The organism is Natrinema saccharevitans (assembly GCF_001953745.1).
GTDB classification, from domain to species: Archaea; Halobacteriota; Halobacteria; order Halobacteriales; family Natrialbaceae; genus Natrinema; species Natrinema saccharevitans.
Map to the genome: position 1 here is coordinate 336,204 of NZ_LWLN01000001.1, position 20,776 is coordinate 356,979.

The window sequence follows — 20,776 nt, forward strand, 5'->3', positions numbered from 1 at the left end:
CTACCCGTTCGCGGCCTGCGGTCGCTCGAGTTTCCTGACCCGAATCGCGAGCGCGAGAAACAGCGCCAGCAGGACGAACGTGACCTCGCCGGCGGCGATCACGCCCAGCGCGTCGGCCTCGAGGAACATCGCTGCGTCGCGGTCGACGGGGATAATCGTGTGGTGGGGCTCCCCGACGATCGGGACGAAGTAGTCGACGATCAGGTTGCTCCAGTACCAGACGGCGGCGACGCCGACGGCCCACACCGGGAAGTCGGTGATCCGGTAGAGGACGAAGGCCTGGACGACCATCGCGAGGTGGCTCCAGAAGAGGAAGTGGTACATCCACACGGGGAGGTACGCGTAGGAATCGGCGAAGGCGAGCAGCGTGTACGGCGTCCACAGGCCCAACACGACGTTGCCGAAGAACGCCAGCGCGGTCAGCCACGGCTGCTCGCGACCCAACTTCCAGGCGGCGATCGCCAGCGCGATAAACAGCGTCGCGAGCGGGCTGTCGGGCACCCAGGGCCACAGCGCTGTCGCGGTCCCGGCGAACTGTCCCGAGTAGTACCAGAAGCCGAAGGCAGTCCCCGCGAGGTTGATCGCGACGACCAGCCACGCAAAGCGCAGGCCGAGGTCCTCGAGCGCTCTGGGCACCGGCGTGAGATAGGCCGGCAGCGACTCGTCGTCCGCGCGTCCGCGCTCCGCCGTCCGAGTCGACGCGGTCATCGTCCGGCGCGACGGCCGGAACCCGCAAAACAGTAGCGGTCTCCGAACCGGCACGCGCCGCCTCGAGCCCTGGTCCGGTCCGTGACCGCGGCCGACCTCGGACCGACTCGCGAGCGATCCGGCGGTCGACGGCGCGACGGTGGTGACCGACCGCCGGGCGAGGCGAACGATTTCGGGTTCCGCGGCCGGATCGTCCCCAAAGAACACGCGTAAGTGCGGCGACTCCTAAGCGCGCAGTATGTCGGAACCAGCCGATCTCGAAGAACTGCGACGCGGGACCGATCTCGTCAAGCGCGGGTTCGCGCGAATGCAGAAGGGCGGCGTCATCATGGACGTCGTCAACGAAGAACAGGCACGGATCGCCGAGGACGCCGGCGCGGTCGCCGTGATGGCCCTCGAGGCCGTTCCGGCCGACATCCGCAAGCGCGGCGGCGTCGCCCGGATGGCCGACCCCGCCGACGTCGAGGCGATCGTTGACGAGGTCTCGATCCCGGTGATGGGCAAGTCCCGGATCGGCCACACCAAGGAGGCCCAGATCCTCGAGGCGATCGGGGTCGACATGATCGACGAGTCGGAGGTTCTGACCCCCGCGGACGACGCCTACCACATCGACAAGCGCGAGTTCACCGCGCCCTTCGTCTGTGGCGCGCGGAACCTCGGCGAGGCCCTGCGCCGGGTCAACGAGGGCGCGGCGATGATCCGCACCAAAGGCGAGGCCGGCACCGGCGACGTCAACCAGGCCGTCCACCACCAGCGGACGATCAAGGGCGCGATCCGCGAACTCGAGGGCATGACCCACGAGGAACGCGAGGCCTACGCCCGCGAGATCGAAGCCCCCGCGGAACTGGTCCACGAGACCGCCGAACTGGGCCGGCTCCCGGTCGTGAACTTCGCTGCCGGCGGCATCGCGACGCCCGCCGACGCCGCCCTGATGATGCACCACGAGTGCGACGGTATCTTCGTGGGCAGCGGGATCTTCGGCGCGGAGAACCCGCCCGAGATGGCCGAGGCGATCGTCGAGGCGACGAACAACTGGGACGACCCCGAGCGCCTCGCCGAGATCTCGAAGAACCTCGGCAAGGGGATGAAAGGCGACGCGAACGCCGATCTCTCCGAGGAAGAGAAGCTGCAGGACCGCGGCGTCTGATCGACCACGACTCCCGTCATCTACGCCTCGTTTTTCGTACGGTTACGACTCGTTTTCGCCGACACACGGCGTTTGTCGGCTCCGGCAAGTGCCGTCCGATCCCGCGACGCTGTCCGGACCGAATCCGACTATCGGGCACGCGACGCGACGACGACCAGAAACAGCAGGTACGTCACCAGCGACCCGGTCCCGGCCGAAAGGACGGCCGTCGGCGCGAACGCGACGCCGAGGCCGACGATACCGAACGACAGCGCGAGCGCCCCGAACTGGACCGGCCTGCGTTCCCAGTACGCTCGGACCGTCTCGTAGTGCCGGAACGCGACCACCTCGAAGCCGAGCGTCCCGGCACAGCCGAGCGCGAAGAAGGGACCCGACAGCGGGGTGCCGACGAGAGCGAGCGCGAGCGCGAACCCGGCCAGCGAGACCGTCGCAAGCACCGCGTCGGTTCGGGCACCCATCGCCGAGCTACGAACCGTCCGAGTACAGCATCGCCCCCTCGCTGACGGCCGTCTGGTAGGCCCGACTCTCGACGCCGACGGCGTCGAAGGCGTCGACCATCGCCGAGGCGATCTCCCGCTGGTCCTGCCGGCGACAGACCGCCAGAATCCCGGGGCCGGCCCCGCTGACGGTGACGCCGGTCGCGCCCGCCTCGAGGGCGGCCTCACGAACCCGGTCGTAGCCGTCGATGAGCTTTGTGCGTTCGGGGGTGACGACCGCGTCGACCATCCCTCTCCCGACGAGGTCGGGATCGTTCCGGCTCATGCCGACGGCCAGCGTGGCGGCGTTGCCGACGGTGTCGACGATGTCGTCCATCGTCGCCGACTCGGGGACGACGCCGCGCGCGTCGCGCGTGGAGACGGAGATATCGGGGAGGCAGGCGACCACGGGGATCGAGGCGTCGACCTGCGTGACGCCCTCGTCGGTGACGACGGTAAACCCGCCCAGTAAGGCCGGGGCGACGTTGTCCGCGTGGGCCTCGCCGGAGACGAGCGCCTCGCCCTCGGCGGCGATCGGCACGAGTTCCTCCCGGGAGCGACCGCGGTCGTACAGGGCGTTCAGCGCGACGGCCGCGGCGGCCGCGCTCGCCGCCGACGACCCCAGTCCCGACGAGGGGCGGACCCCCTTGTCGATCCGGATCCGGGCCGGGGCGTTGAGCGCCTTCGCCACCGCGCCGACGGTGTTCTTCTCGGGGTCTTCGGGGATGTACTCGCTGCCGGCCCCGGTGACCGTGATCGTCGTCTCCGGCGCGCGTTCGACCCGGACGATGTCGGCGGGCGTCCCGAGAGCGACACCGAAGACGTCGAAGCCGCTCCCGAGGTTCGCACTCGTCGCGGGTGCCCGCACGGTGAGCATGCCGATTCCTTTCCAGACTGCAGTCAAAAAGGTAGCGAACGACGACGACAGCCGCCGCGGCTGCCGTCGGTGACTCGAGCGGTCCCGGTCGGGAACCGACCCGGTCGATCGTCGTTACTCGTCGTCGGTCGTGCCGAACGTGAAGACGTCGTCGTCAGCGTCTCCTTCGTCGGTTTCGTCGTCGCCAGCGTCGTCGTCGACCGGCTCGAGCGGTTCGGCGGCCGTGTCGTCGCCGTCGTCTTCGAACCCGGAACTCTCGTCGGCCACGGGTTCGCCCTCGGTCGCCGATTCCGTCTCGTCGGGCAGCGGCTCGGCCGGCTCACTGTCGTCGGCCAGCGGATCCGGTTCGTCGGCGTCCGCCAGCGGGTCGTCCGTCTCGCCGTCGTCAGCGAGTGGGTCCGTTTCGGTGTCGCCGTCGTCAGCGAGCGGGTCCGTTTCGGTGTCGCCGCCGAGCGGTTCGGCCGGCTCGCCGTCGTCGGTCGCGGTCGTCTCGTCGGCGTCCATCACCGGCTCCGCCGCCGCTTCGTCCTCGATACCGAGGATCTCTTCGGCTCCGATCTCCTCGGGTGCGTCGGCGTCCTCGGGCGCGGGTTCGGCGTCCGTCTCGTCGACGCTCGACCCCTCCGTCTCGAGGGAGTCACCGTCGGTGTCGTCGGTATCGTCACCGATGCCGGGACTCGACGCCGTCTCGGCGTCGGCCCCGTCGGCGTCGAAGGTGATTCCCTGCTCCCGTTCGTCGGTCGCCTCGTCGACCGCGTACTCGGCGTCGGTGCCCAGTTCCGCGTCGACGTCGAACGCCGACTCGAGTTCGACGTCCGCGAGGTCGATATCCGTGTCGAACCGGTCGAGCGCCTCCGAGAGCTGCGAGGCCTGCTCGGAGAGGCTCGAGGCGGACTTGGTGACCTCGGTCAGTGCGGTGGTCTGTTCCTCGGCGGCGGCGGCGACGTTCTCGGCCTCGGAGGTCGTCTCCTCGGAGATCGTCGCCGCGTCGTCGACCATCGCGACGACCTCCTGCGTCGAGGCCGCCTGCTCTTCGGTCGCCGCGGAGATCTCCTGGACGCCGACGTTGGTCTCCTTGGCGAGGTTGGCGATCTCTTCGAGCGCGCTGACCGCTTCCTGAACCTGTCGGCTTGCGTTCTCGATGTCGGCACTCGTGCCCTCGACCTCGGCCGCGGACTGCTCGGTCCGATCGCGGATCGCCTCGAGGCGGTCCTCGGCTTCGTCGGCCGCTTCGGCGACATCTTCGGAGAGCGCCTTGACCTCCTTGGCGACGACGGAGAACCCTTCGTCGTCGCTGTTGCCACCCGCGGAGCGGGAGGCCTCGATGTTGGCGTTCAGCGCCAGCATGTTGGTCTGGCGGGCGATCTCGGAGATGGTGTTGATCAGTTCGTCGATCTGCTGGACCTCCTCCTCGAGGCGGCGGATCTCGCTGACGGCCGACTCGGACTCGGTCTCGATCGCCTCCATGGCTGCGATCGCCTCCTGGGCGGCTTCCTGCCCTTCCTGCCCGGTGTTGACGGTCCGTTCGGCGATGTCGGCGACCTCGTTCGAGGAGGCGGCGATCTCCTCGGTCGTGGTCGAGAGGCCGCTCATCTCCTGGTTGACCGACTGCAGCGACTCGTTCTGTCGATCCGCGCCGTCGGAAATCTCCTGGATCGACTCGGTGACCTGTTGCGAGGCGGAGCGAACCTCTTCGCTCGAGGCGGTCACCTGTTCGGAGGCGGTCGCGACGTCGGTCGCGAACCGGTTGAGTTCGGCGATGGTCTGCTCGATCTCGTCGAGCATCTCGTTGAAGTCCTCGCCGATCTGTTGCATCTGCTCGTTGTCGCTTTCGACGTCCGCGCGAGCGGTGAGGTCGCCGTCGGCGGCGTCACCCATGACCGCACAGTACTCGGCGGCCTTGTCCTCTAGGTGATCGTTGATCTCTTTGACGCGTTCGCGCTCCTGTTCGGCCTCCTCGCGGGCGGCCTCGGCCTCGCGGATCTGTTCGCGAAGGGCGTCACGCATCGAGTCGAAGCCGTTGTAGAGCCGACCGATGTTGTCGATCCGTTTCGTCTCGAGGTCGACGTCGAGGTTGCCCTCCTCCATCTGGCCGGCCTTGTCGGTCAGTCGGTCGATGGAGACGGCGGTGTTCCGGCCGAGGACAGCTCCCACCATTCCGATCATGAGGACGCCGAGGATCGTCGCGTAGATCCCGTACTGGTTGACCGCGTTGACGAACCCGAAGGCCTGATCGGTAGGCTCGTGGGTCACGACGACCCAGTCGGTGCCGAACACGCGTGCGGAGCTCGTGACGTATTTGTCGTGGCCGTCCGATTCGAAGCCGTAGGCGTCGTTCTCGAAGGTAAGTGAGGAACTATCGATCCGCTGAGTCGTCGCGCCCTCGGTCCGCGCGGCGTCTAACAGGCTCCCGTTGCCGGCGAAGCCGGCCCCGAGCGTCGAGTGGTTGCCGCCGTAGCCGGCGTTGTCGAGCATGATCTCGTCGTCACCGTCGACGACCATCGTCGTGACTCCCTCCTCGTCCTGAAGCTGGTTCGCGTAGGCCTCGAGGTCGGCGGTGTACACGATCGCCCGATTCTCGGTTTCGGGCGAGTGCTGGACGTACGTGATCACCGTCGTCTCCTCCCCGAGTTCGCCCTCGGCGAGGTAGGCGTCGGACACCCATGGAACGTTCGTGGTCGCCTCCTCGTAGGCGTTCGCGTCGACGTTGTCCATCTCGGTCGCGGTCGTCCCACGAAGTTCCTCGTTGGTGCTTGCCGTGACCGTGTCGGTACTGGTGTCGACGTAGGAGATGTCGAACGTGTCGGCGTCCAAGTGTTCCTCCCAGTCGAGGAACCGCTGTTGGATCGCCTCCGGATCGTCACTGGCGACGACGTCCGATCTGGCGATCGTACTGATCGTGTGTTCGTTCTGTTCGTTCCACATCTGCAGGCTCTGTGCTTCTTGCCCCGCCGCAGACGCGTGGTCGTTTTGTACCCGTTCCTCCACCTGATCGGTAATTGCCCCCGTGGCAGCGTAGCCGATGAGACCGACGGAGAGTCCGAGAATCAACAGAGCGATTCCGAACTTGACGGCGTATCGCCGTCGGATAGCTGTCGGCACCAGTCGTCGAGCGAAATCCATGGATAAGTCACGCGTGATTTCGTCGGTACATAAATTGTCAGGCGTGGTTATCGAAGCTGATAATGAGGCGGTTTCTTGGTATCGTCTTCCGAATATGTGTATTATACCATGCCCATAAAGATATCAAATATAGCGGCGTAAAATCAAGACTATCGGTCGGAATTGGTGGCCAAAACGAACTCCCCCTTTCGATTCCCGCGACGAGCCACGATGCCGTACTTTCGAGACGGGTTGCTTCGCAAACGTTAAGAAACGGAGGTCGAAACGACCGCTCAATATGGACGAAGATAGCTGCGGCCGTCGGAACGGCGGACGCGCTCCGAGCGATACGCCGGCACGAGGGTCGAACCGCCGCCGCGTGCTGAAAACGACCGCCGGCGGTGTCGCCGGTCTCTCGCTTGCGGGCTGTCTCGAGACCGCCGGCTCGATCGTCGGCGACGACGAGGTCGAGCCGGTTCGGATCGGCGTGCTGGCACCCGACCCGGATAGCAATTCGACGGGACAATCGATCGTTTCCGGTGCAGCGATCGCCCGCGATCAACTCAACGACAACGGAGGTATCGACGGGCGGGACGTCGAACTGGTCCTCGGTGACACGAACGGGAGTCCGCTCGAGGCGCGCCGTCAGTACCAGCGACTGATCCTCGATGAGGGGGTAGACGCCACTATCGGTATCGCCACGACCGAGGTGCTGATGGCGTTGATGGACGATATCGCCGAGCAAGCGGTTCCGCATCTCACTGTCGGTTCCGCGACGTCAGGGGCGAGTCAGTTGGTCAACGAGCAATACGAGAAGTACAAGTATCACTTCCGTGCCGGCCCGATCAACGACGTCAATCTCGCCGAAACCCAGATCGACTTTCTGGACGATATGGGCGGCGAAATCGGCTGGGGCTCCGTTGCGATTCTCGTGGAGGACTACGACTGGACTGAGAGGCTGTGGCGGGTGTATCAGAACCGACTCGGTGGCGTGAACGTCGACGTTGCGATGCAACGACGATACCCGCCGGAAACTGACGACTTCTCGGGCATCTACGACGAGGTCGAACGATCGGGTGCCGACGCAGCGATCGTTTCGGCGGCCCACACCGGAACCCAGGCCATCATGGACTGGGGACCGGCGGAGCGGCCGTTTGCCTTCGGCGGGATTCACGTCCCGATGCAACTCTCCTCGTACTACGAGAAGGTCAATGGTGCGTGCCGTTACGCGGCCGGCTACGCCTTCGCGACACCGACCGCTGAAACCACCGACGAGACCCGGCCGTTCGTCCGGGAGTATCAGAACAGAAACGAGGGGGCCGCTCCCGTTTACACCGGCTACATCGCGTTCGACGCCATCAAACTCTTCGCTGATGCGGTCGAACGGGCCGGCGCGTTCGATTCCGACGAACTGGTCGGTGCGCTCGAATCGACCTCCTTTACCGGAACGACCGGAACGATCGAGTTCCACGACGCGGACCACGAACACGCCCACGACGTCATCTACGGTGAGGACAACGTCCATCCGCTGTACTTCCAGTGGCGGGAAACCGACGACGGCGAGGGCGTTCAGCAGACGATCTGGCCCGACACGTACTCGACGACCGACTACGTCGAACCCGACTGGTTCTGAGCGGAGTTCGGCAGGCAACCGCTCGTCTCTCTGCCGGTTTTCCGTTCGGTCAACCGCTACGACTGAGTACCTCGGTCGTCGGTAACCCCGTTTGTCTTCTCCGCCGTCGCAGTCCGTCGCGATCTCCGTCCAGCGCCAGCGAGCGATGCGGACGGCGAGACGATACGCAGGGAGTGATTCGGCCACCAACTGATGAGACGGCTGGCTATCAGTCGTCGTTCCGCCCCCGAGCTAACTACGCGGCGAAGACGTGGACCATGCGAGCCCCGCATGCCAAGTACGATCTCTCAGAATATAATAAATACGTCTGCTGTTATTATTCGAAAACACTAAGAAACCTAGGTTGAAATGATCGTCAGGATGAATGAGTCCACGGGACATGGTGGGGAATCGAACGACCGAACGACGTCTCGTTCTCGGAGGGTTGACCGTCGACGGCTCTTGAGAGCGACGGGTGGAGTCGCCGCTGGCGCATCGCTTGCGGGCTGTCTCGGGACGTACGGATCGATCGTCGGCGGTGACGAGGTCGACCCGGTTCGGATCGGCGTGCTGGCACCGGACCCGGACAGCGATTCGACCGGCCGCTCGATCGTGCAGGGCGCTCGGATCGCCGTCGACGAACTCAACGAGAACGACGGGGTACTGGGCCGCGACGTCGAGATGGTCGTCGGCGACACGAACGCGAGTCCGACGGAAGGTCGCCGCCAGTACCAGCGGCTCATTCTCGAGGAGGACGTCGACGTCACCGTCGGCATCTCGACGACCGAGGTCCTCGAGCCGTTGATGGACGATATCGCCGAACAGGAGACCGTCCATCTCACGGCCGGCTCCGCGACGACGACGGCCAGCGAGAACGTTGGCTCGGACTACGACAAGTACAAGTACCACTTCCGGGTGGGGCCGGTCAACGGGACCAACCTCGCGGAGGCACAACTCGACTTCCTGACCGAGAAAAGCCAGAGCATCGGCTGGGATTCCATCGCCGTTCTCGCAGAGGACTACGCCTGGACCGACGGCCTGTGGAACTTTTACCGGAGCCAGCTCCCGGAGACCGACATCGACGTCGCCACGTGGAAGCGGTATCCGCCGGCGACCGAGGACTTCTCGGACATCTACGACGACGTCGAGGAATCGGGGGCCGACGCGGTGTTTATCTCGACGGCTCACACCGGTACTGCGGCCTTGCAGGACTGGCGACCGGCCGAACGTGAGTTCGCGTTCGGCGGCATCCACGTGCCGATGCAACTGCCGTCGTACTACGAGGCGACCAACGGTGCCTGCGAGTACGCCGTCGGATACGCAAGTGCAGTCCCGACTGCGGAGATCACGTCTAAAACCCCGGAGTTCGTCTCGACGTACCGGTCCAAACACGGCGGGACGAGCCCGGTCTACACCGGCTACATCGCGTACGACGCGGTCAAGGTGTTCGCGGACGCGGCCACGCGCGGCGAGACCGTCGACTCGACGGAACTGGTCGGCCCGCTCGAGGAGACCTCATTTACTGGCACCACCGGCACCATCGAGTTCCACGGGCAGGACGGTCCGCACCCCCACGATGTCATCTACGGCGAGGGCAACGTCCATCCCGTCCACTTCCAGTGGCAGGAGACCGACGACGGCGAGGGCGAGCAGACGGTCATCTGGCCCGACGAACACGCGGCCGACGGCGACGAGTACGAGACGCCGGACTGGTTGTAGCCCGTTCGAGTTTTTCCCGGCGACCTCGGTTTCAGCGCCGTTTCCGTCCGTTAGCGAACGGTCCCCGGAAGGGCTGCCGTCGCTTTCCGGTATCGACGAACGGCGGCGGCCACGGTTTCCGATCCGACGTGCAAGCGCCGGGTCGCCCGTTCGGATACCGACTCGAGCGTCCGGTTCGATCCGATGACCGGCGCTCGGTTAGCTCGATCTCCCTCGGAATCCCCGCAAGCGACAGCGAAGCGAGTCGGGCGGGAGCGGGTAGGAAGAACGTGAACTCCGATCGCCGGCTCCGGCCCGGCCGACTACCGACTCCCGTTCGGGATCCAACGGCGACTCCGCGAGGGATGTGAACCGGCACGAACTGATATATGTATTTAGACACATCTGAGCGTAGGTAATATAGTGGTTGCAACTATGCGAAAATACTAAGAAACCCAAGGAGAAATGCTTGTCAAGATGAATGGGAGCAAGGGACATGGTACCGAGCCGAACGACCCCTCGACGTCGCGTTCTCGGGCGCTCGACCGCCGACGGTTCTTGAGAGCGACGGGTGGAGTCACCGCTGGCGCATCGCTTGCGGGCTGTCTCGGGACGTACGAATCGATCGTCGGCGGAAGCGCTACCGAAGGTCCGGTCCGGATCGGGTTGCTCGCACCCGATCCGGACAGCGACCAGATCGGGCGGTCGATGGAACGTGGGGCAACAGTGGCGGTCGACGAACTCAACGACGAGGACGACGGGATCGACGGACGGGACGTCGAACTGGTCGTCGCCGATACGAACGGGAGTCCGTCCGAGGCTCGGCGTCAGTATCAACGGCTCATCCTCGAGGAGGCCGTGGACGTGACGGTCGGCGTCTTCGCCAGTGAGGCGCTGATGAACATCATCGACGACATCGCCGAACAGGAGACGATCCACCTTACCTCCGGTGCGGCGACGACGGCGGTAAGCCAGCGAGTCAACGAGCAGTACGACGAGTACAAGTATCACTTCCGGGTTGGGCCGAACAACAACCACGACCTCGGCCAGATGCAGGTCGACTTCCTGACCGACAAGGCCGACGATATCGGCTGGAACTCCGTCGCCGTTCTCGTCGAGGACTACGACTGGACCGAGGAGCCGTGGAAAGTCTATCAGGATCAGCTCCCGGATGCTGGCGTCGAGATCGTCATGGAAGAGCAGTATCCGCCCGCGACGGAGGACTTCACGGCGATCTACGACGAGGTCGAGGCCGTCGGGGCGGACGCGGCGTTTATCACGACGGCCCACACCGGAACCGACGCGCTCCTGGACTGGGTCACGCCCCAACCGCGCCCGTTCGCGTTCGGCGGTATCCACGTGCCGATGCAGCTCCCGTCGTACTACGAGGCGACGAACGAGGCCTGTCGGTTCGGAGTCGGTCAGAGCAGCGCGACGGCACAGAGTACGCGAACCGACAAGACACAGCCGTTCGTGAACGCGTACCGGGATGCCTACGACGGCTCGAGCCCGGTGTACACCGGCTATCACACGTACGACGCGGTCGCTCTGTTCGCCGACGCCGTCGAGAACGCGGGCACGTTCGACGCCGACGAACTCGTCTCGTATATCGAAGACGTCTCGTTTACCGGCAGCAGCGGAACGGTCGAGTTCTACGGACAGGACCACGAACACACGCACGATCTCCGGTATGACAGGTCCGATCCGGACCCGGTCTACTTCCAGTGGCAGGAAAACGACGACGGCGAGGGGTCACAGGAGATCATCTGGCCGGAGGACCGAGCGACGGCGGAGTACCAGACGCCCACCTGGCTCGCGTGATCGGTCCCGCTCGAGCGATCGAGGACGACGGCGCGTTTTTCGTCGGTCGACGAATCCGGACCGGGTGTGTCGTGTCTGCTACTCGTTCGCCCCCACGGGGCGTTCGGCTCCGGTGAACCGATCGAGACTCGCAAGCAGCGCCACCGAGAGGCCGGCCCCGGCGAGGGCGAAGGTCGAGATCACGCCGAAAAACGCCGTCAGCGAGGCCTCACCGAGGACGAACCCGCCGATAGCGATGCTCGCAGCACCGATCCCGAACTCCCCGAGGTAGGTGTATCCGTAGGACAGTCCCCGAGTGTCCGGCGGCGTGTACACCGCGACGGCGTTCTGGTAGAACGGCTGGATCGCAAAGAGGAAGAACCCGAACGCGCCACAGAGTGCGACGACGGGGAGCAGTCCGGCTCCGGTGACGGGAACGAACGCCAGCGCCAGCACCGCGAGGACGCCGAAAATAGTCAGCAGGCCCCGGGCCGGATCGATCCGATCGGTCAGTTTCCCGCCGGCGTACTGGCCCCCCATCCCGACGACCAACAGGCCGACGTAGATGTAGTCGGCCGGTTCGATCCCATCGAGGCCGGCGGGGACGACCAGTCCCTCGATCGCCGGCAGTCCGTGAAGGATCTCCGGGAGGTAGGTGAGCATCCCCCGGTAGTACAGCCCCTCGACGGCGACGATGGCGAAGATCAACGCGAAGGCGCTGGCGAACAGCGCCCGCGAGTCCGCGAGAAACGCCGACAGCGACAGTGACTCGTCGGGGCCGGCGTCGACGTCCTCGGCGACGGCCGCAGTGGGGTCGAACTCCGCACCCAATCCGTACAGGACCGCGAGAACGCCCGGGACTGCCAGGAGGGCGGCGACGAGTTGCCACTCGAGGACGATCAGCAGGGTCGCGGCGACGAAGGGGCCGAGCGCGATACCGGTGTTGCCCGCGATGCCGTGCCAGGCGAAGACGGTACCCCGTTCCTCGACGCCGGTGCTGATCAGCGCGAGGCCGGCGGGGTGATAGACGCTGGCGGCGACGCCCCACAGGACGAGGCCGGCGGCGATCGCGTAGATCGAGGTCGCCAGCGAGAGGACGAGGAAGGCGACGCTCATCCCGGCCAGACAGGCGACGATGAGTCGCTTCGTGCCGTAGCGGTCCGCGAGGACGCCGCCGGGCAACGCGCCGATTCCGAACGGTGCGTAGCCCAGCGCGACGACGATCCCGAACAGGCTCACGCCCGCGTCGAACTCGGCCAGCCAGACGACCAGAAAGATCGGAATCGAGGTCTCGAACCAGTGAACCAGCGCGTGGCCGGCCATCGTAAACGCCGCGATCGATCGGTCGTTGCCCTCGAGTGCCATGGTCGAGCCGTTGCCCGAACCGGAACGCTCCGACTACTTAGCCGTGTGGAAACCGGCTGCTGCCGGCCGCGACCCGCGTCAAAACGATATCGAGTGCCGTGTCACTCCTCCTCGTAGCCACTGACGGCCTGCGAGACGTCGACGTCTTCGGGTTCCTCTTGGCCGCCCACGACCAGTTCGCCGTCGTCGGTTTCGACGTAGACGTCGTCGGCGAACCCACCCTCGGCGTGGGGGTGGTCGGGGTCGTCGAGCAGTTCGGGGGTCGACGGCGCTTCAGGCAGTCCCGCCGGCGGGGCGAACTGGCCGAGCGGCTCGTCGATGGTCACGTCCCAGCGCTCGAAGAACTCGCCGTAGCGGTCGTAGTGGGCCTCGAGTTCGTCGACGGGAATCTCCATCATCTCGGTCCAGCCGTGGTTGTAGAAGTCGAAGTTGGCCTGGATGTGGGTGATCTCGCGGGCCTCGGCCTCGGAGTAGCCCTCCTGGAGCGCTCGCAGGTACGTGTCCATCGTCGCGTCGAAGAGGGCATCGAGGTGTTCTTTTCGCTCCTCGGCGCGGGCGGGATCGGCCTTGTCGGTGAAGATCTTGGTATGGAGCCGGACCAGCCCCGAGTTGGCGACCGAGCGGACCCCGGGCGTCTCGAGGGCCTTGCGGTAGGCGAAGTGTTTCGCGTTCTGTCGCAGTTTCATGCCCGACGTTTGGGGGTATGTCCTAAAGAACGGTTTGGACAACACTGTTAGGGTCCGCGGTCGCCGGAGGTGCCAGCAATCTTTGCATGCTCGAGAACTGGTGCCGAAATACGCGAGATTAGTAAACTCTGGTGAATATATTCGGCGTTCAGTTTACGCTCGTAGTGTCAGACACTGTCGTCCGGCAAAATAGACGAGATAGCAACCCACTTTAACCCGGATTACGAACCATCGGGATATGACTCAGTACGTCATCATCGGTGACGGGATCTCGGGCAGTTCGGCCGCCGAGACCCTCCGGGAAGAGGACCCGGACGCGAAGATTACCGTCATCACCGATGAGGGGGAGCCACTGTATAACCGGATTCTCATCAAGGAACACGCGAAGGGCAAACTCCCCGAAGCCCCCATCTCGATCCACGACGAGGAGTGGTACGAGGACCGCGACATCGACCTCTCGCTCAACACCCACGTCACGACCGTCGACACGGAGGGGAAGGTCGTCCACACCCACGACAGCGGGGAGATCCCCTACGACAAGCTGCTCGTGGCGACCGGTGGGACGCCGACCCAGTTGCCCGTCGAGAACAGCGACGCCGACGGGATCCACCACTTCTGGACCTTCGAGGACGCCCGCGGGATCCGCGAACACGCCGACGAGGCCGACACGGGCGTCATCGTCGGCGCGGGCCTGCTCGGAATCGACTTCGCCGCGGTCTGTGGCGCACAGGGGATCGAGGCCGATTACCTGATGCGTGGCGACCGCTGGTGGCGCTACGCCCTCTCGGAAGAGGGTGCCGAGATCATGCACGAGGGCATGCGCGACGTCGGCGTCGAGCCGGTCTTCGACAGCGGCGTCGACCGTTTCGAGGTCGACGACGACGGCCGCGTCACCGCCGCGGTCGACCCCAACGGCGACCGCTTCGAGTGTGACTTCGCCGGCGTCGCAATCGGCCTGTCGTTCAACACCGAGTTCCTCCGCGGGGCCGGCATCGAGCAGGATAACGGGATCGTCGTCGACGAGTACATGCAGACCAACGTCGACGACGTCTACGCGGCCGGCGACCTCACGCAGTTCCACGACGTCCTGCTCGGCGAGCAGGCCCAGAACGGCTCGTGGGGCTCGGCCAAGGAACAGGGGCGGGTCGCCGCCATCAACATGGCCGCCGACGCCGAGGCGGAGGGCTTCCAGTGGGTCTCGTCGTACTCCATCACGCACTTCGACTTCCCGTTCCTCTCTTTCGGTCATCCCACCCGCGGCGACGAACACGCCGAACGGAAATACAGCGACACCGAGTGGCGACGCATCGCCTTCAAGGACGGCAAGATCGTCGGCGGCGTCCTCATCGGCGACCTCTCGCCCCAGAGCAAGTTCAAACAGCTGATGCGCGAACAGCGCGTCGTCGCCGACCAGGCCGAGGTACTCCTCGAGCAGTCGGTCGATCTCGACGAACTCGCTCCGACACAGGAGCAGTAGCGGCCGCGTCCGTTTTCCCGATTCGTTCGTAGCAAGTTCCGAGTATTGGTTCCAAGACCGAGGGCTTCGCAACGGCGAGTCGCGTTTCCGACGGAGTCACGGAAACAATTTGCACACTGATCGCAACGCAGTCGTGTGATCCGGTGTACAATGCCGTTCAGTGGCTACTGTCGCCGGCTCTTCTGCCGGAAGCGGAACGGTTAAGAGAGATGAATACATTTGGTAACAATGAACATGGCATCCAGTGACCTCCGGCGTCGAGCGGTACGTCCCGAACCCCCTGCTGTGAAACTCGAGCGGATCCCGTCCGTCCCGGCGGACGCGACCGTCCGTCACGTCGATCAGTTCGAGACCGGGACACTGGATGTCATCTATCACGCCGTCGCCGAGAACCGCCCGATCCCGGCCGCCGAGACCGGCCTCGAGCCGGGCGAGGTACTCGTCTTCACGGACTACTACCGCGTCGAACGGGCGTGAGCCGTCGGGACTCCGCCTCCCGACGTGGGCGGTATCGAAGTCGTTTTCCCGCGTGCGCGCTTTCGATGACGCATGAACGGCGACAGCGACATGACACTGGCGTTCGAACTCGAGGCGCTGAAGGAACTCGCCTCGCCCGAGCGCGTGTTCGAAGACGCCAGAGGGTGGACCGAGTACATCGGCGTCGTCTCCGAGAAGCCGACCTACGTCGTCACGAATTTCACCCGGAAGAACCGCATCCGCCAGGACTTCTTCTCCGGGCCCCGGGGCAAAGCCGAGAGCCTCGAGGGCGTCAAAGACCAGTTCGATACCGGGCGCTACGTCTACGTCGGAGCCAGCGAAGAGGACGAGCAGTTGGCCGAGGAGGTCGACTGGGAGTATCTGGCGGTCGAGGACGCCGCCGACGCGGCCGACTGGATCATCGCCTCGAGCGCCGAGGACGAGGACGACGAGGCCGAAGAGGTCCGCGACGACTGGCCGTAAACGACCGCGCATTTTCGGCGTGATTTCCGAGTTGCCCGACGAGTAGTGCCACGATGGCAGGACACGATCTCCGATCGTCCCGTGTCCTGCCATCGTGGCGACAGGGACTCCCTCGCCCTCCCCAGCCGATTCGTTCGTGGTTCGAGAGACCGATGGTCTCTCGTCATCACGAAAGACGCTTCGCGTCTTTCGAACGACTCCCGCAGGTCGCTCACTCATCCCTCGCGCGGTGTCACTGGTCGCCTTCGCTGGCGCTCAGTCGCCCGCAGCGCGCGCCACAGCAATCAGAAGTCGGGGAGGGATCGAGTGCGCCAGTCCCGAGTCGTCGCCCTTAAGCCCGCTCCGGCCGAACGACGGGCAATGGCAGGCCCCGGCGCTCCGGGTGCGGACGGCGGCGATCGGCTCGAGTTACCCTGCGGGGAACATCTCGACCCCCACGAGATCGATCTGGGGATGCGCGAGTACGACTGTCCCTGCGGGGACGGCCACGCGGTCGTCACGGACGTCCACCCGCCCTCTCGGTTCTTTCCCGAATCGCTGGTGACCGTCCTGCGGGAGACGATCGACACCGACGACGAGTTCGCGGAGTTCGGCACGCCCCACCTGCTGGGGGTCGTCCTGGAGGAGTTCCCCGAGGCGGTCGTCGTTCACGACGCCAGCGACGACGGCGCGGTCGGCTACACGCTCGTCTGGGTCACCGACTTCGACGCCCGCCGGCTCCACGAGGTCGTCGTCGAACTCGTCGTCGAACTCATGGAACACGCGATTAGCCACGCCGACGACGACGCCGCCGTCTCCGAGTTCGAGTCCCAGATGCTCGAGTTCGACGTCGAGGCGTTCGTCGAGCAGTACCGGCGGGAACGGGAGTTCGAGAGCGAACACGACCGCGCGTTGTGAACCGCCACGGGCGCGGTGGCCCGTGGCTTCCCGTGGATTAGTCTGACACACCCGCGACACCATCGGCATGATGACCTCTGGCGGTGTCGTGGGTCACGGTCGGCTGGTCCACACAGCCCGATGCCTGCCGTCGCAACTTCCGCACAGTGGGAAGTGTCTTGAGAGCAGGCACATTCCTATCCAGTTTCTCCAATTCTTTCTTGGCGATGTTGATGGCCGCGTTCCGGTCAGCGTGGTCTTGGCGGCCACACTCTACACACTTGAATCGCTTCTTGTTCCGGTTTGCACGAGTCGTATACTCGCACGTGGTAAGTGAACACGCCTGACTCGTGTATTCAGGGTTAATCGCCTCGCTCGGGATGCCTTGGAACGCGGCTTTGTACGTGATGAACTCCCGAAGTTTGCGGAACGGAAGTGAGTGGAGACGACGGTTCATCCGGGTACCATAGTCAATCGAGTCCCGCATCTCTTTGAGGTCTTCAAAGACGATGACGGGGGTCTCAAACCGTGACACCCACTCCACGACTCGTCGAGAGACTTTGTGGAGCTGGTCGTGAACGAACCGTTCCTCCTTCTGCTCGAACGCCCGGTCAAATGACGACTTCCCTGCGTTCTGCATCCGCTTTCGCATCGTGAAGTACCGATGCCGTTCTTTCTTGATTTCAGGGAAGTCGATGACCACCGAGTCACCAATGTCGTTCTCGTGGAGGGCAGCGAGAGCAACGCAGTCCTCGTTAATACCCACACCAACCACTGTTCGTGACTCCGCTTTGTCTTGGACTTCGGTTTCGGTGTGGGTGATGTTGATGTGGAGTTCGTAGTTCCCGTTCCGCTGTATCGCTTCCGCCGTTCCAACACGCCACTCATCGGATTGGATAGCTTGGCGAAGTTGTTCAAGAGAGTCGAGCGAGCCACTGAGTGTCCCCTTCACCGGGTTGTACGGTTTCGCACTGACCCGATAGCGGATGCAGTCGTCTTTGAGGAACAGGTTGTAGCCTTCCTCGTAGTTCGACCGGAGCGGGTATGCACCGCCTTTGGTGTGGCTGGGTTGGTTATAGTCGTCGTACTCGTAGTAATTCTCCATCGCTTCCAGCGATTTCTGTACGACGAGCTGAGCGGTGTTGTTCACGAGGTTGGCGTCAGACTCCAAGTCCTGCCGAATCTCATCCCAGTCCTCACCGTTCTTCGCTCGCCGGATCGTTTCGTTGTACACGCGCCGGGCTTCAAGGAAGGCGTCATCGAGAAGTCGCTGACCGTCCTCGTCGGGTTGAAGTTGGAAGACGAGTGTTTTGGTCAGCGACTTCTGCATACCCTAATCGTCGTACTGCGGTCTTGTAAAGGTATAGAACACGGTTGATAGGTTGGCCGAGTGTCGGGCTTCACCCCCGACCACGGTGGGTCGGGGTACTCGCCCTGGCTCTTCTAGTATAGATCGGCCACGTCCCCGTCCTCGAACGAGACGGCCAGTCGGAGCCCACCCGCCGCGCTCTCCTCGACCGCGATCGACCAGCCGTGGGCCTCGATCACCTCGGAGACGATCGCCAGCCCGAAGCCGGTCCCCTCCGGCTCGGTGCTGTAGCCGGACTCGAGAATCGCGTCGCGTTCGTCGGGATCGACGCCGGGGCCGTCGTCGCCGATCGCGAACCCGTCGGCGGTCCGCTCGAGCGTGATCGTCACGTCGTCGCCGACGTGTTCGCGGGCGTTGCGGAAGACGTTCTCGAAGCAGACCTGCAATCGGTCCGCGTCGGCCTCGACCGTCGGTAGCGGCGTCTCGCGGACGAGATCGAGGTCTGGATCGACGGTCCGGCGGGCCCGATCGACGACCGCGTCGAGATCGACCGGCTCCGTCTCGGTGAGTCGCTGGCCGCTCCGAGCGAGCGCGAGGACGTTCTCGATGAGCGTCTCCATCCGCTCGAGCGCCCAGTCGATCTCCTCGCGGTAGCGCTCGCCCTCGCCGTCGACGTGGGCCGCGAGGTTCTCGAGGTGGCCCGCCGCGAGGGTCAGCGGGCTCCGCAGGTCGTGGGAGACGGTACTGGCGAAGGCTTCGAGGCGGTCGTTCTGGCGCTCGAGTTCGGCCGTCCGCGCGGCGAGTTCGGCCTCGCGATGGGCCCGCTCGAGGGCGGCCTCGACGTTGGCCGCGAGGATGCGCGCGAACGTGATCGTCTCGGCGTCGAAATCGTTGGGCGTCGTCGAACCGGCGATGAAGATTCCCGCGTCGCCCAGCGGGATGTGGATCTCGCTCCGGATCGGCGTCTCGGGGTTGCGAACGTTATCGGAACGGCGGACGTCGCCGTGGACGAGCGTTTCGCCGGCCACGAAAGCGTCCCAGGCGATGCTGTCGGGGCCGAGTGCCGGCACCGTCCCGAGCAGTTCTTCCGTCCGGTCGGTCGTCGCCGCCGGGACGAGAACGCCGTGTTCGTCCCGTCGTTCGGTGGGTCGTTCGATCCCTGCGGTCGCGTCGGTGGCCGACGCGGACCGCGTCGCTGGCCGCTCTTCGTACAGGTGGACGGCGTTGACTTCGAGCGATAGCGCATCGCGGGCGATCTCGGTCGCGACGCGAGCGACCTCGTCGGTTCGTTCGGCGGCCATCAGGCGACGGGTGCCCTCGTGGAGGCGGTGGATGCGCCGCTCGCGTTCCTTGCGATCGCTGATGTCGCGGATCACGCCGACGCTGCCGGTGAACGTCCCGTGTTCGTCGACCAGCGGCGCGACGTTGTTCTCGACGAGCAACGGGTCGCCGCCGACGGGCTCTAACTGCATCTCGTAGGTCTCCCAGGTCCGATCCTCGTCGGCCAGGATCTCACGGAGTGTCGCCGTCGCACGTTCGACGTCCTCGTCGGGCATGTAGGCGCTCGGGTGAGCGCCGACGAGGTCGGCACGCGTCGTTCCGAGGACGGCCGCCATCGCCTCGTTGACCATCTCGATCCGCCCGTCCGCGCCGAGGACGAACATCGGATCGCCGACGGTGTCGACGAGCGTTCGATACCGCTCGAGTTCTCGCTCCCGACGCTTTTGTTCGGCGATGTCGGTGTAGATCGCGTACTCGTGGACCGCATCGCCGAGACCGATCGCGAACACGCGGATCAGGAACTCCCGAGGCCCCTCCGCGGTCACCCGTTCGGCGACGGTGGTCACGCTCCCGCCGACGCCGCTCGTCCCGAGGACGTCGACCGACTCCGAGCCGTCGGGGACGAGCCGGTCCTCGACCGACGTTCCGACGAGCGTCTCCCGGTCGTAGCCGAACATCTCCTCGAACGCCGGATTGACGTCGAGAATCCGGTTGCCGTCGTCACGAACCGTCAACACGACCGGATCGGGAATGTTCTCGAACAGCGAGCGAAAGCGGTCCCGCTCGGTCGCGGCGGCCCCATCAGAACGGGGATCGGTCGGCGTCTCGCCGTGCCCCGTCTCGCCGACGGCCCGTCGAATCTGTGCGAGTAGCCGCTCGAGCGAATCCTCGTGGCCTCTCGGGACGTAGCCGGCCAGCCCGGCCCCGGCGGCGTCGCTCGCGAGCAGTTCGTCGCCGTCGCCGGTGTAGAGGACGAACGGGACGGTCGCCCCCTCGTCGGCCGCGATGCGGTCGTACAGCGTCAGCGCGCTCGTCTCACCGAGATCGCGTTCGGTGACGACACAGGTGCCCTCGGACGCCCCCACGAGCGCGTCGCGGAGCGCGGCCGGTGTCGCGACGGGGACGGCCGTGAGCGCGTCCGCCGCTGACTCGAGGGCGTCGACGGTCCGCCGCCGGCGCTCGGGAGATGGATCGGCGTAGATAACGGTAAGCGATCGAGAAAAGCGGTCCGAACCGGACTCAACCATCTGATTGCTCCGAAGCAAGGAACGAGTCGTGATAAGGAATTCGGCCGAGCCGCGCAGTCATAATCGACACTAATGCAAGCGGAAGCGTGCCTGAATACGGGAGTTATTCACACCTATAGTCGCTCTTGAAAGTCAATGCACACCCGATCGCAGGA

The 20,776-nt window shown here is 65.1% G+C and carries 16 protein-coding genes; 8 read left to right on the forward strand and 8 right to left on the reverse strand.

The annotated features are described in order from the left end of the window. Positions 1-708, reverse strand: coding sequence for a DUF1405 domain-containing protein (locus tag A6E15_RS01770; protein ID WP_076148136.1), 708 nt, complete (start codon positions 706-708; stop codon positions 1-3). Positions 709-946: 238 nt separating this feature from the next. On the opposite strand from A6E15_RS01770, the gene pdxS reads away from it, so the two are divergent. Next, positions 947-1,855 (forward strand): pyridoxal 5'-phosphate synthase lyase subunit PdxS, encoded by a 909-nt coding sequence (pdxS, locus tag A6E15_RS01775; RefSeq protein ID WP_076143130.1) that lies wholly within the window; start codon positions 947-949, stop codon positions 1,853-1,855. A 128-nt stretch (positions 1,856-1,983) separates the two neighbouring features. On the opposite strand, the gene A6E15_RS01780 is transcribed toward pdxS, so the two are convergent. The 3 genes from A6E15_RS01780 to A6E15_RS01790 form a co-directional block, all read right to left on the reverse strand. After that, positions 1,984-2,313: a hypothetical protein gene (locus A6E15_RS01780; RefSeq protein ID WP_076143131.1), complete on the reverse strand. Its 330-nt coding sequence runs from the start codon at positions 2,311-2,313 to the stop codon at positions 1,984-1,986. A gap of 7 nt (positions 2,314-2,320) precedes the next feature. Then, complete coding sequence (locus tag A6E15_RS01785; RefSeq protein WP_076143132.1) at positions 2,321-3,208, reverse strand: homoserine kinase; 888 nt, start codon at positions 3,206-3,208, stop codon at positions 2,321-2,323. 114 nt (positions 3,209-3,322) lie between these two features. Beyond that, positions 3,323-6,331, reverse strand: coding sequence for a methyl-accepting chemotaxis protein (locus A6E15_RS01790; protein WP_076143133.1), 3,009 nt, complete (start codon positions 6,329-6,331; stop codon positions 3,323-3,325). A gap of 277 nt (positions 6,332-6,608) precedes the next feature. On the opposite strand from A6E15_RS01790, the gene A6E15_RS01795 reads away from it, so the two are divergent. The 3 genes from A6E15_RS01795 to A6E15_RS01805 all read left to right on the forward strand — a co-directional run bounded on the left by A6E15_RS01795 (position 6,609) and on the right by A6E15_RS01805 (position 11,441). Then, positions 6,609-7,943 (forward strand): ABC transporter substrate-binding protein, encoded by a 1,335-nt coding sequence (locus A6E15_RS01795; protein WP_245800511.1) that lies wholly within the window; start codon positions 6,609-6,611, stop codon positions 7,941-7,943. A gap of 360 nt (positions 7,944-8,303) precedes the next feature. Then, positions 8,304-9,641 carry an ABC transporter substrate-binding protein gene (locus A6E15_RS01800; RefSeq protein WP_076148138.1) on the forward strand — a complete coding sequence of 446 codons (1,338 nt, stop codon included), beginning with the start codon at positions 8,304-8,306 and terminating at the stop codon, positions 9,639-9,641. Between the two features lie 456 nt (positions 9,642-10,097). Continuing rightward, positions 10,098-11,441, forward strand: a complete 1,344-nt coding sequence (locus tag A6E15_RS01805) for an ABC transporter substrate-binding protein (protein WP_076148140.1) — start codon at positions 10,098-10,100, stop codon at positions 11,439-11,441. 78 nt (positions 11,442-11,519) lie between these two features. On the opposite strand, the gene A6E15_RS01810 is transcribed toward A6E15_RS01805, so the two are convergent. Both A6E15_RS01810 and A6E15_RS01815 read right to left on the reverse strand, forming a co-directional pair. Next, positions 11,520-12,785: an MFS transporter gene (locus A6E15_RS01810; RefSeq protein ID WP_076143135.1), complete on the reverse strand. Its 1,266-nt coding sequence runs from the start codon at positions 12,783-12,785 to the stop codon at positions 11,520-11,522. 101 nt (positions 12,786-12,886) lie between these two features. Continuing rightward, positions 12,887-13,471 (reverse strand): DUF6149 family protein, encoded by a 585-nt coding sequence (locus A6E15_RS01815; RefSeq protein ID WP_076143136.1) that lies wholly within the window; start codon positions 13,469-13,471, stop codon positions 12,887-12,889. Positions 13,472-13,709: 238 nt separating this feature from the next. Here A6E15_RS01815 and A6E15_RS01820 point away from each other — a divergent pair, with 238 nt between their 5' ends. The 4 genes from A6E15_RS01820 (at position 13,710) to A6E15_RS01835 (ending at position 16,805) form a co-directional block, all read left to right on the forward strand. Continuing rightward, positions 13,710-14,948 (forward strand): NAD(P)/FAD-dependent oxidoreductase, encoded by a 1,239-nt coding sequence (locus A6E15_RS01820; RefSeq protein ID WP_076143137.1) that lies wholly within the window; start codon positions 13,710-13,712, stop codon positions 14,946-14,948. 228 nt (positions 14,949-15,176) lie between these two features. After that, positions 15,177-15,425, forward strand: a complete 249-nt coding sequence (locus A6E15_RS01825; RefSeq protein WP_076143138.1) for a hypothetical protein — start codon at positions 15,177-15,179, stop codon at positions 15,423-15,425. A gap of 72 nt (positions 15,426-15,497) precedes the next feature. Then, positions 15,498-15,908 carry a DUF7124 domain-containing protein gene (locus A6E15_RS01830; protein WP_076143139.1) on the forward strand — a complete coding sequence of 137 codons (411 nt, stop codon included), beginning with the start codon at positions 15,498-15,500 and terminating at the stop codon, positions 15,906-15,908. A gap of 360 nt (positions 15,909-16,268) precedes the next feature. Continuing rightward, a complete protein-coding gene (locus A6E15_RS01835) occupies positions 16,269-16,805 on the forward strand; it encodes a DUF5815 family protein (protein WP_076143140.1) in 537 nt (178 codons plus the stop codon). Positions 16,806-16,842: 37 nt separating this feature from the next. Here A6E15_RS01835 and A6E15_RS01840 read toward each other — a convergent pair whose 3' ends face one another. Both A6E15_RS01840 and A6E15_RS01845 read right to left on the reverse strand, forming a co-directional pair. Beyond that, positions 16,843-18,114, reverse strand: a complete 1,272-nt coding sequence (locus A6E15_RS01840; protein WP_076143141.1) for an RNA-guided endonuclease TnpB family protein — start codon at positions 18,112-18,114, stop codon at positions 16,843-16,845. A 113-nt stretch (positions 18,115-18,227) separates the two neighbouring features. Continuing rightward, a complete protein-coding gene (locus A6E15_RS01845; RefSeq protein ID WP_076143142.1) occupies positions 18,228-20,621 on the reverse strand; it encodes a PAS domain S-box protein in 2,394 nt (797 codons plus the stop codon). Between the last annotated feature and the right edge of the window lie 155 nt (positions 20,622-20,776).

Excerpts from the sequence above, each read along its gene's own strand:
- A6E15_RS01780 (WP_076143131.1), bottom strand. The coding sequence starts at position 2,313 with ATGGGTGCCCGAACCGACGCGGTGCTTGCGACGGTCTCGCTGGCCGGG.
- A6E15_RS01810 (WP_076143135.1), bottom strand. The coding sequence starts at position 12,785 with ATGGCACTCGAGGGCAACGACCGATCGATCGCGGCGTTTACGATGGCC.
- A6E15_RS01790 (WP_076143133.1), bottom strand. The coding sequence starts at position 6,331 with ATGGATTTCGCTCGACGACTGGTGCCGACAGCTATCCGACGGCGATAC.
- A6E15_RS01830 (WP_076143139.1), top strand. The coding sequence starts at position 15,498 with ATGAACGGCGACAGCGACATGACACTGGCGTTCGAACTCGAGGCGCTG.
- A6E15_RS01845 (WP_076143142.1), bottom strand. The coding sequence starts at position 20,621 with ATGGTTGAGTCCGGTTCGGACCGCTTTTCTCGATCGCTTACCGTTATC.
- A6E15_RS01785 (WP_076143132.1), bottom strand. The coding sequence starts at position 3,208 with ATGCTCACCGTGCGGGCACCCGCGACGAGTGCGAACCTCGGGAGCGGC.
- A6E15_RS01835 (WP_076143140.1), top strand. The coding sequence starts at position 16,269 with ATGGCAGGCCCCGGCGCTCCGGGTGCGGACGGCGGCGATCGGCTCGAG.
- A6E15_RS01815 (WP_076143136.1), bottom strand. The coding sequence starts at position 13,471 with ATGAAACTGCGACAGAACGCGAAACACTTCGCCTACCGCAAGGCCCTC.
- A6E15_RS01795 (WP_245800511.1), top strand. The coding sequence starts at position 6,609 with ATGGACGAAGATAGCTGCGGCCGTCGGAACGGCGGACGCGCTCCGAGC.
- A6E15_RS01820 (WP_076143137.1), top strand. The coding sequence starts at position 13,710 with ATGACTCAGTACGTCATCATCGGTGACGGGATCTCGGGCAGTTCGGCC.
- A6E15_RS01800 (WP_076148138.1), top strand. The coding sequence starts at position 8,304 with ATGAATGAGTCCACGGGACATGGTGGGGAATCGAACGACCGAACGACG.
- A6E15_RS01770 (WP_076148136.1), bottom strand. The coding sequence starts at position 708 with ATGACCGCGTCGACTCGGACGGCGGAGCGCGGACGCGCGGACGACGAG.
- A6E15_RS01840 (WP_076143141.1), bottom strand. The coding sequence starts at position 18,114 with ATGCAGAAGTCGCTGACCAAAACACTCGTCTTCCAACTTCAACCCGAC.
- A6E15_RS01825 (WP_076143138.1), top strand. The coding sequence starts at position 15,177 with ATGAACATGGCATCCAGTGACCTCCGGCGTCGAGCGGTACGTCCCGAA.
- A6E15_RS01805 (WP_076148140.1), top strand. The coding sequence starts at position 10,098 with ATGAATGGGAGCAAGGGACATGGTACCGAGCCGAACGACCCCTCGACG.
- pdxS (WP_076143130.1), top strand. The coding sequence starts at position 947 with ATGTCGGAACCAGCCGATCTCGAAGAACTGCGACGCGGGACCGATCTC.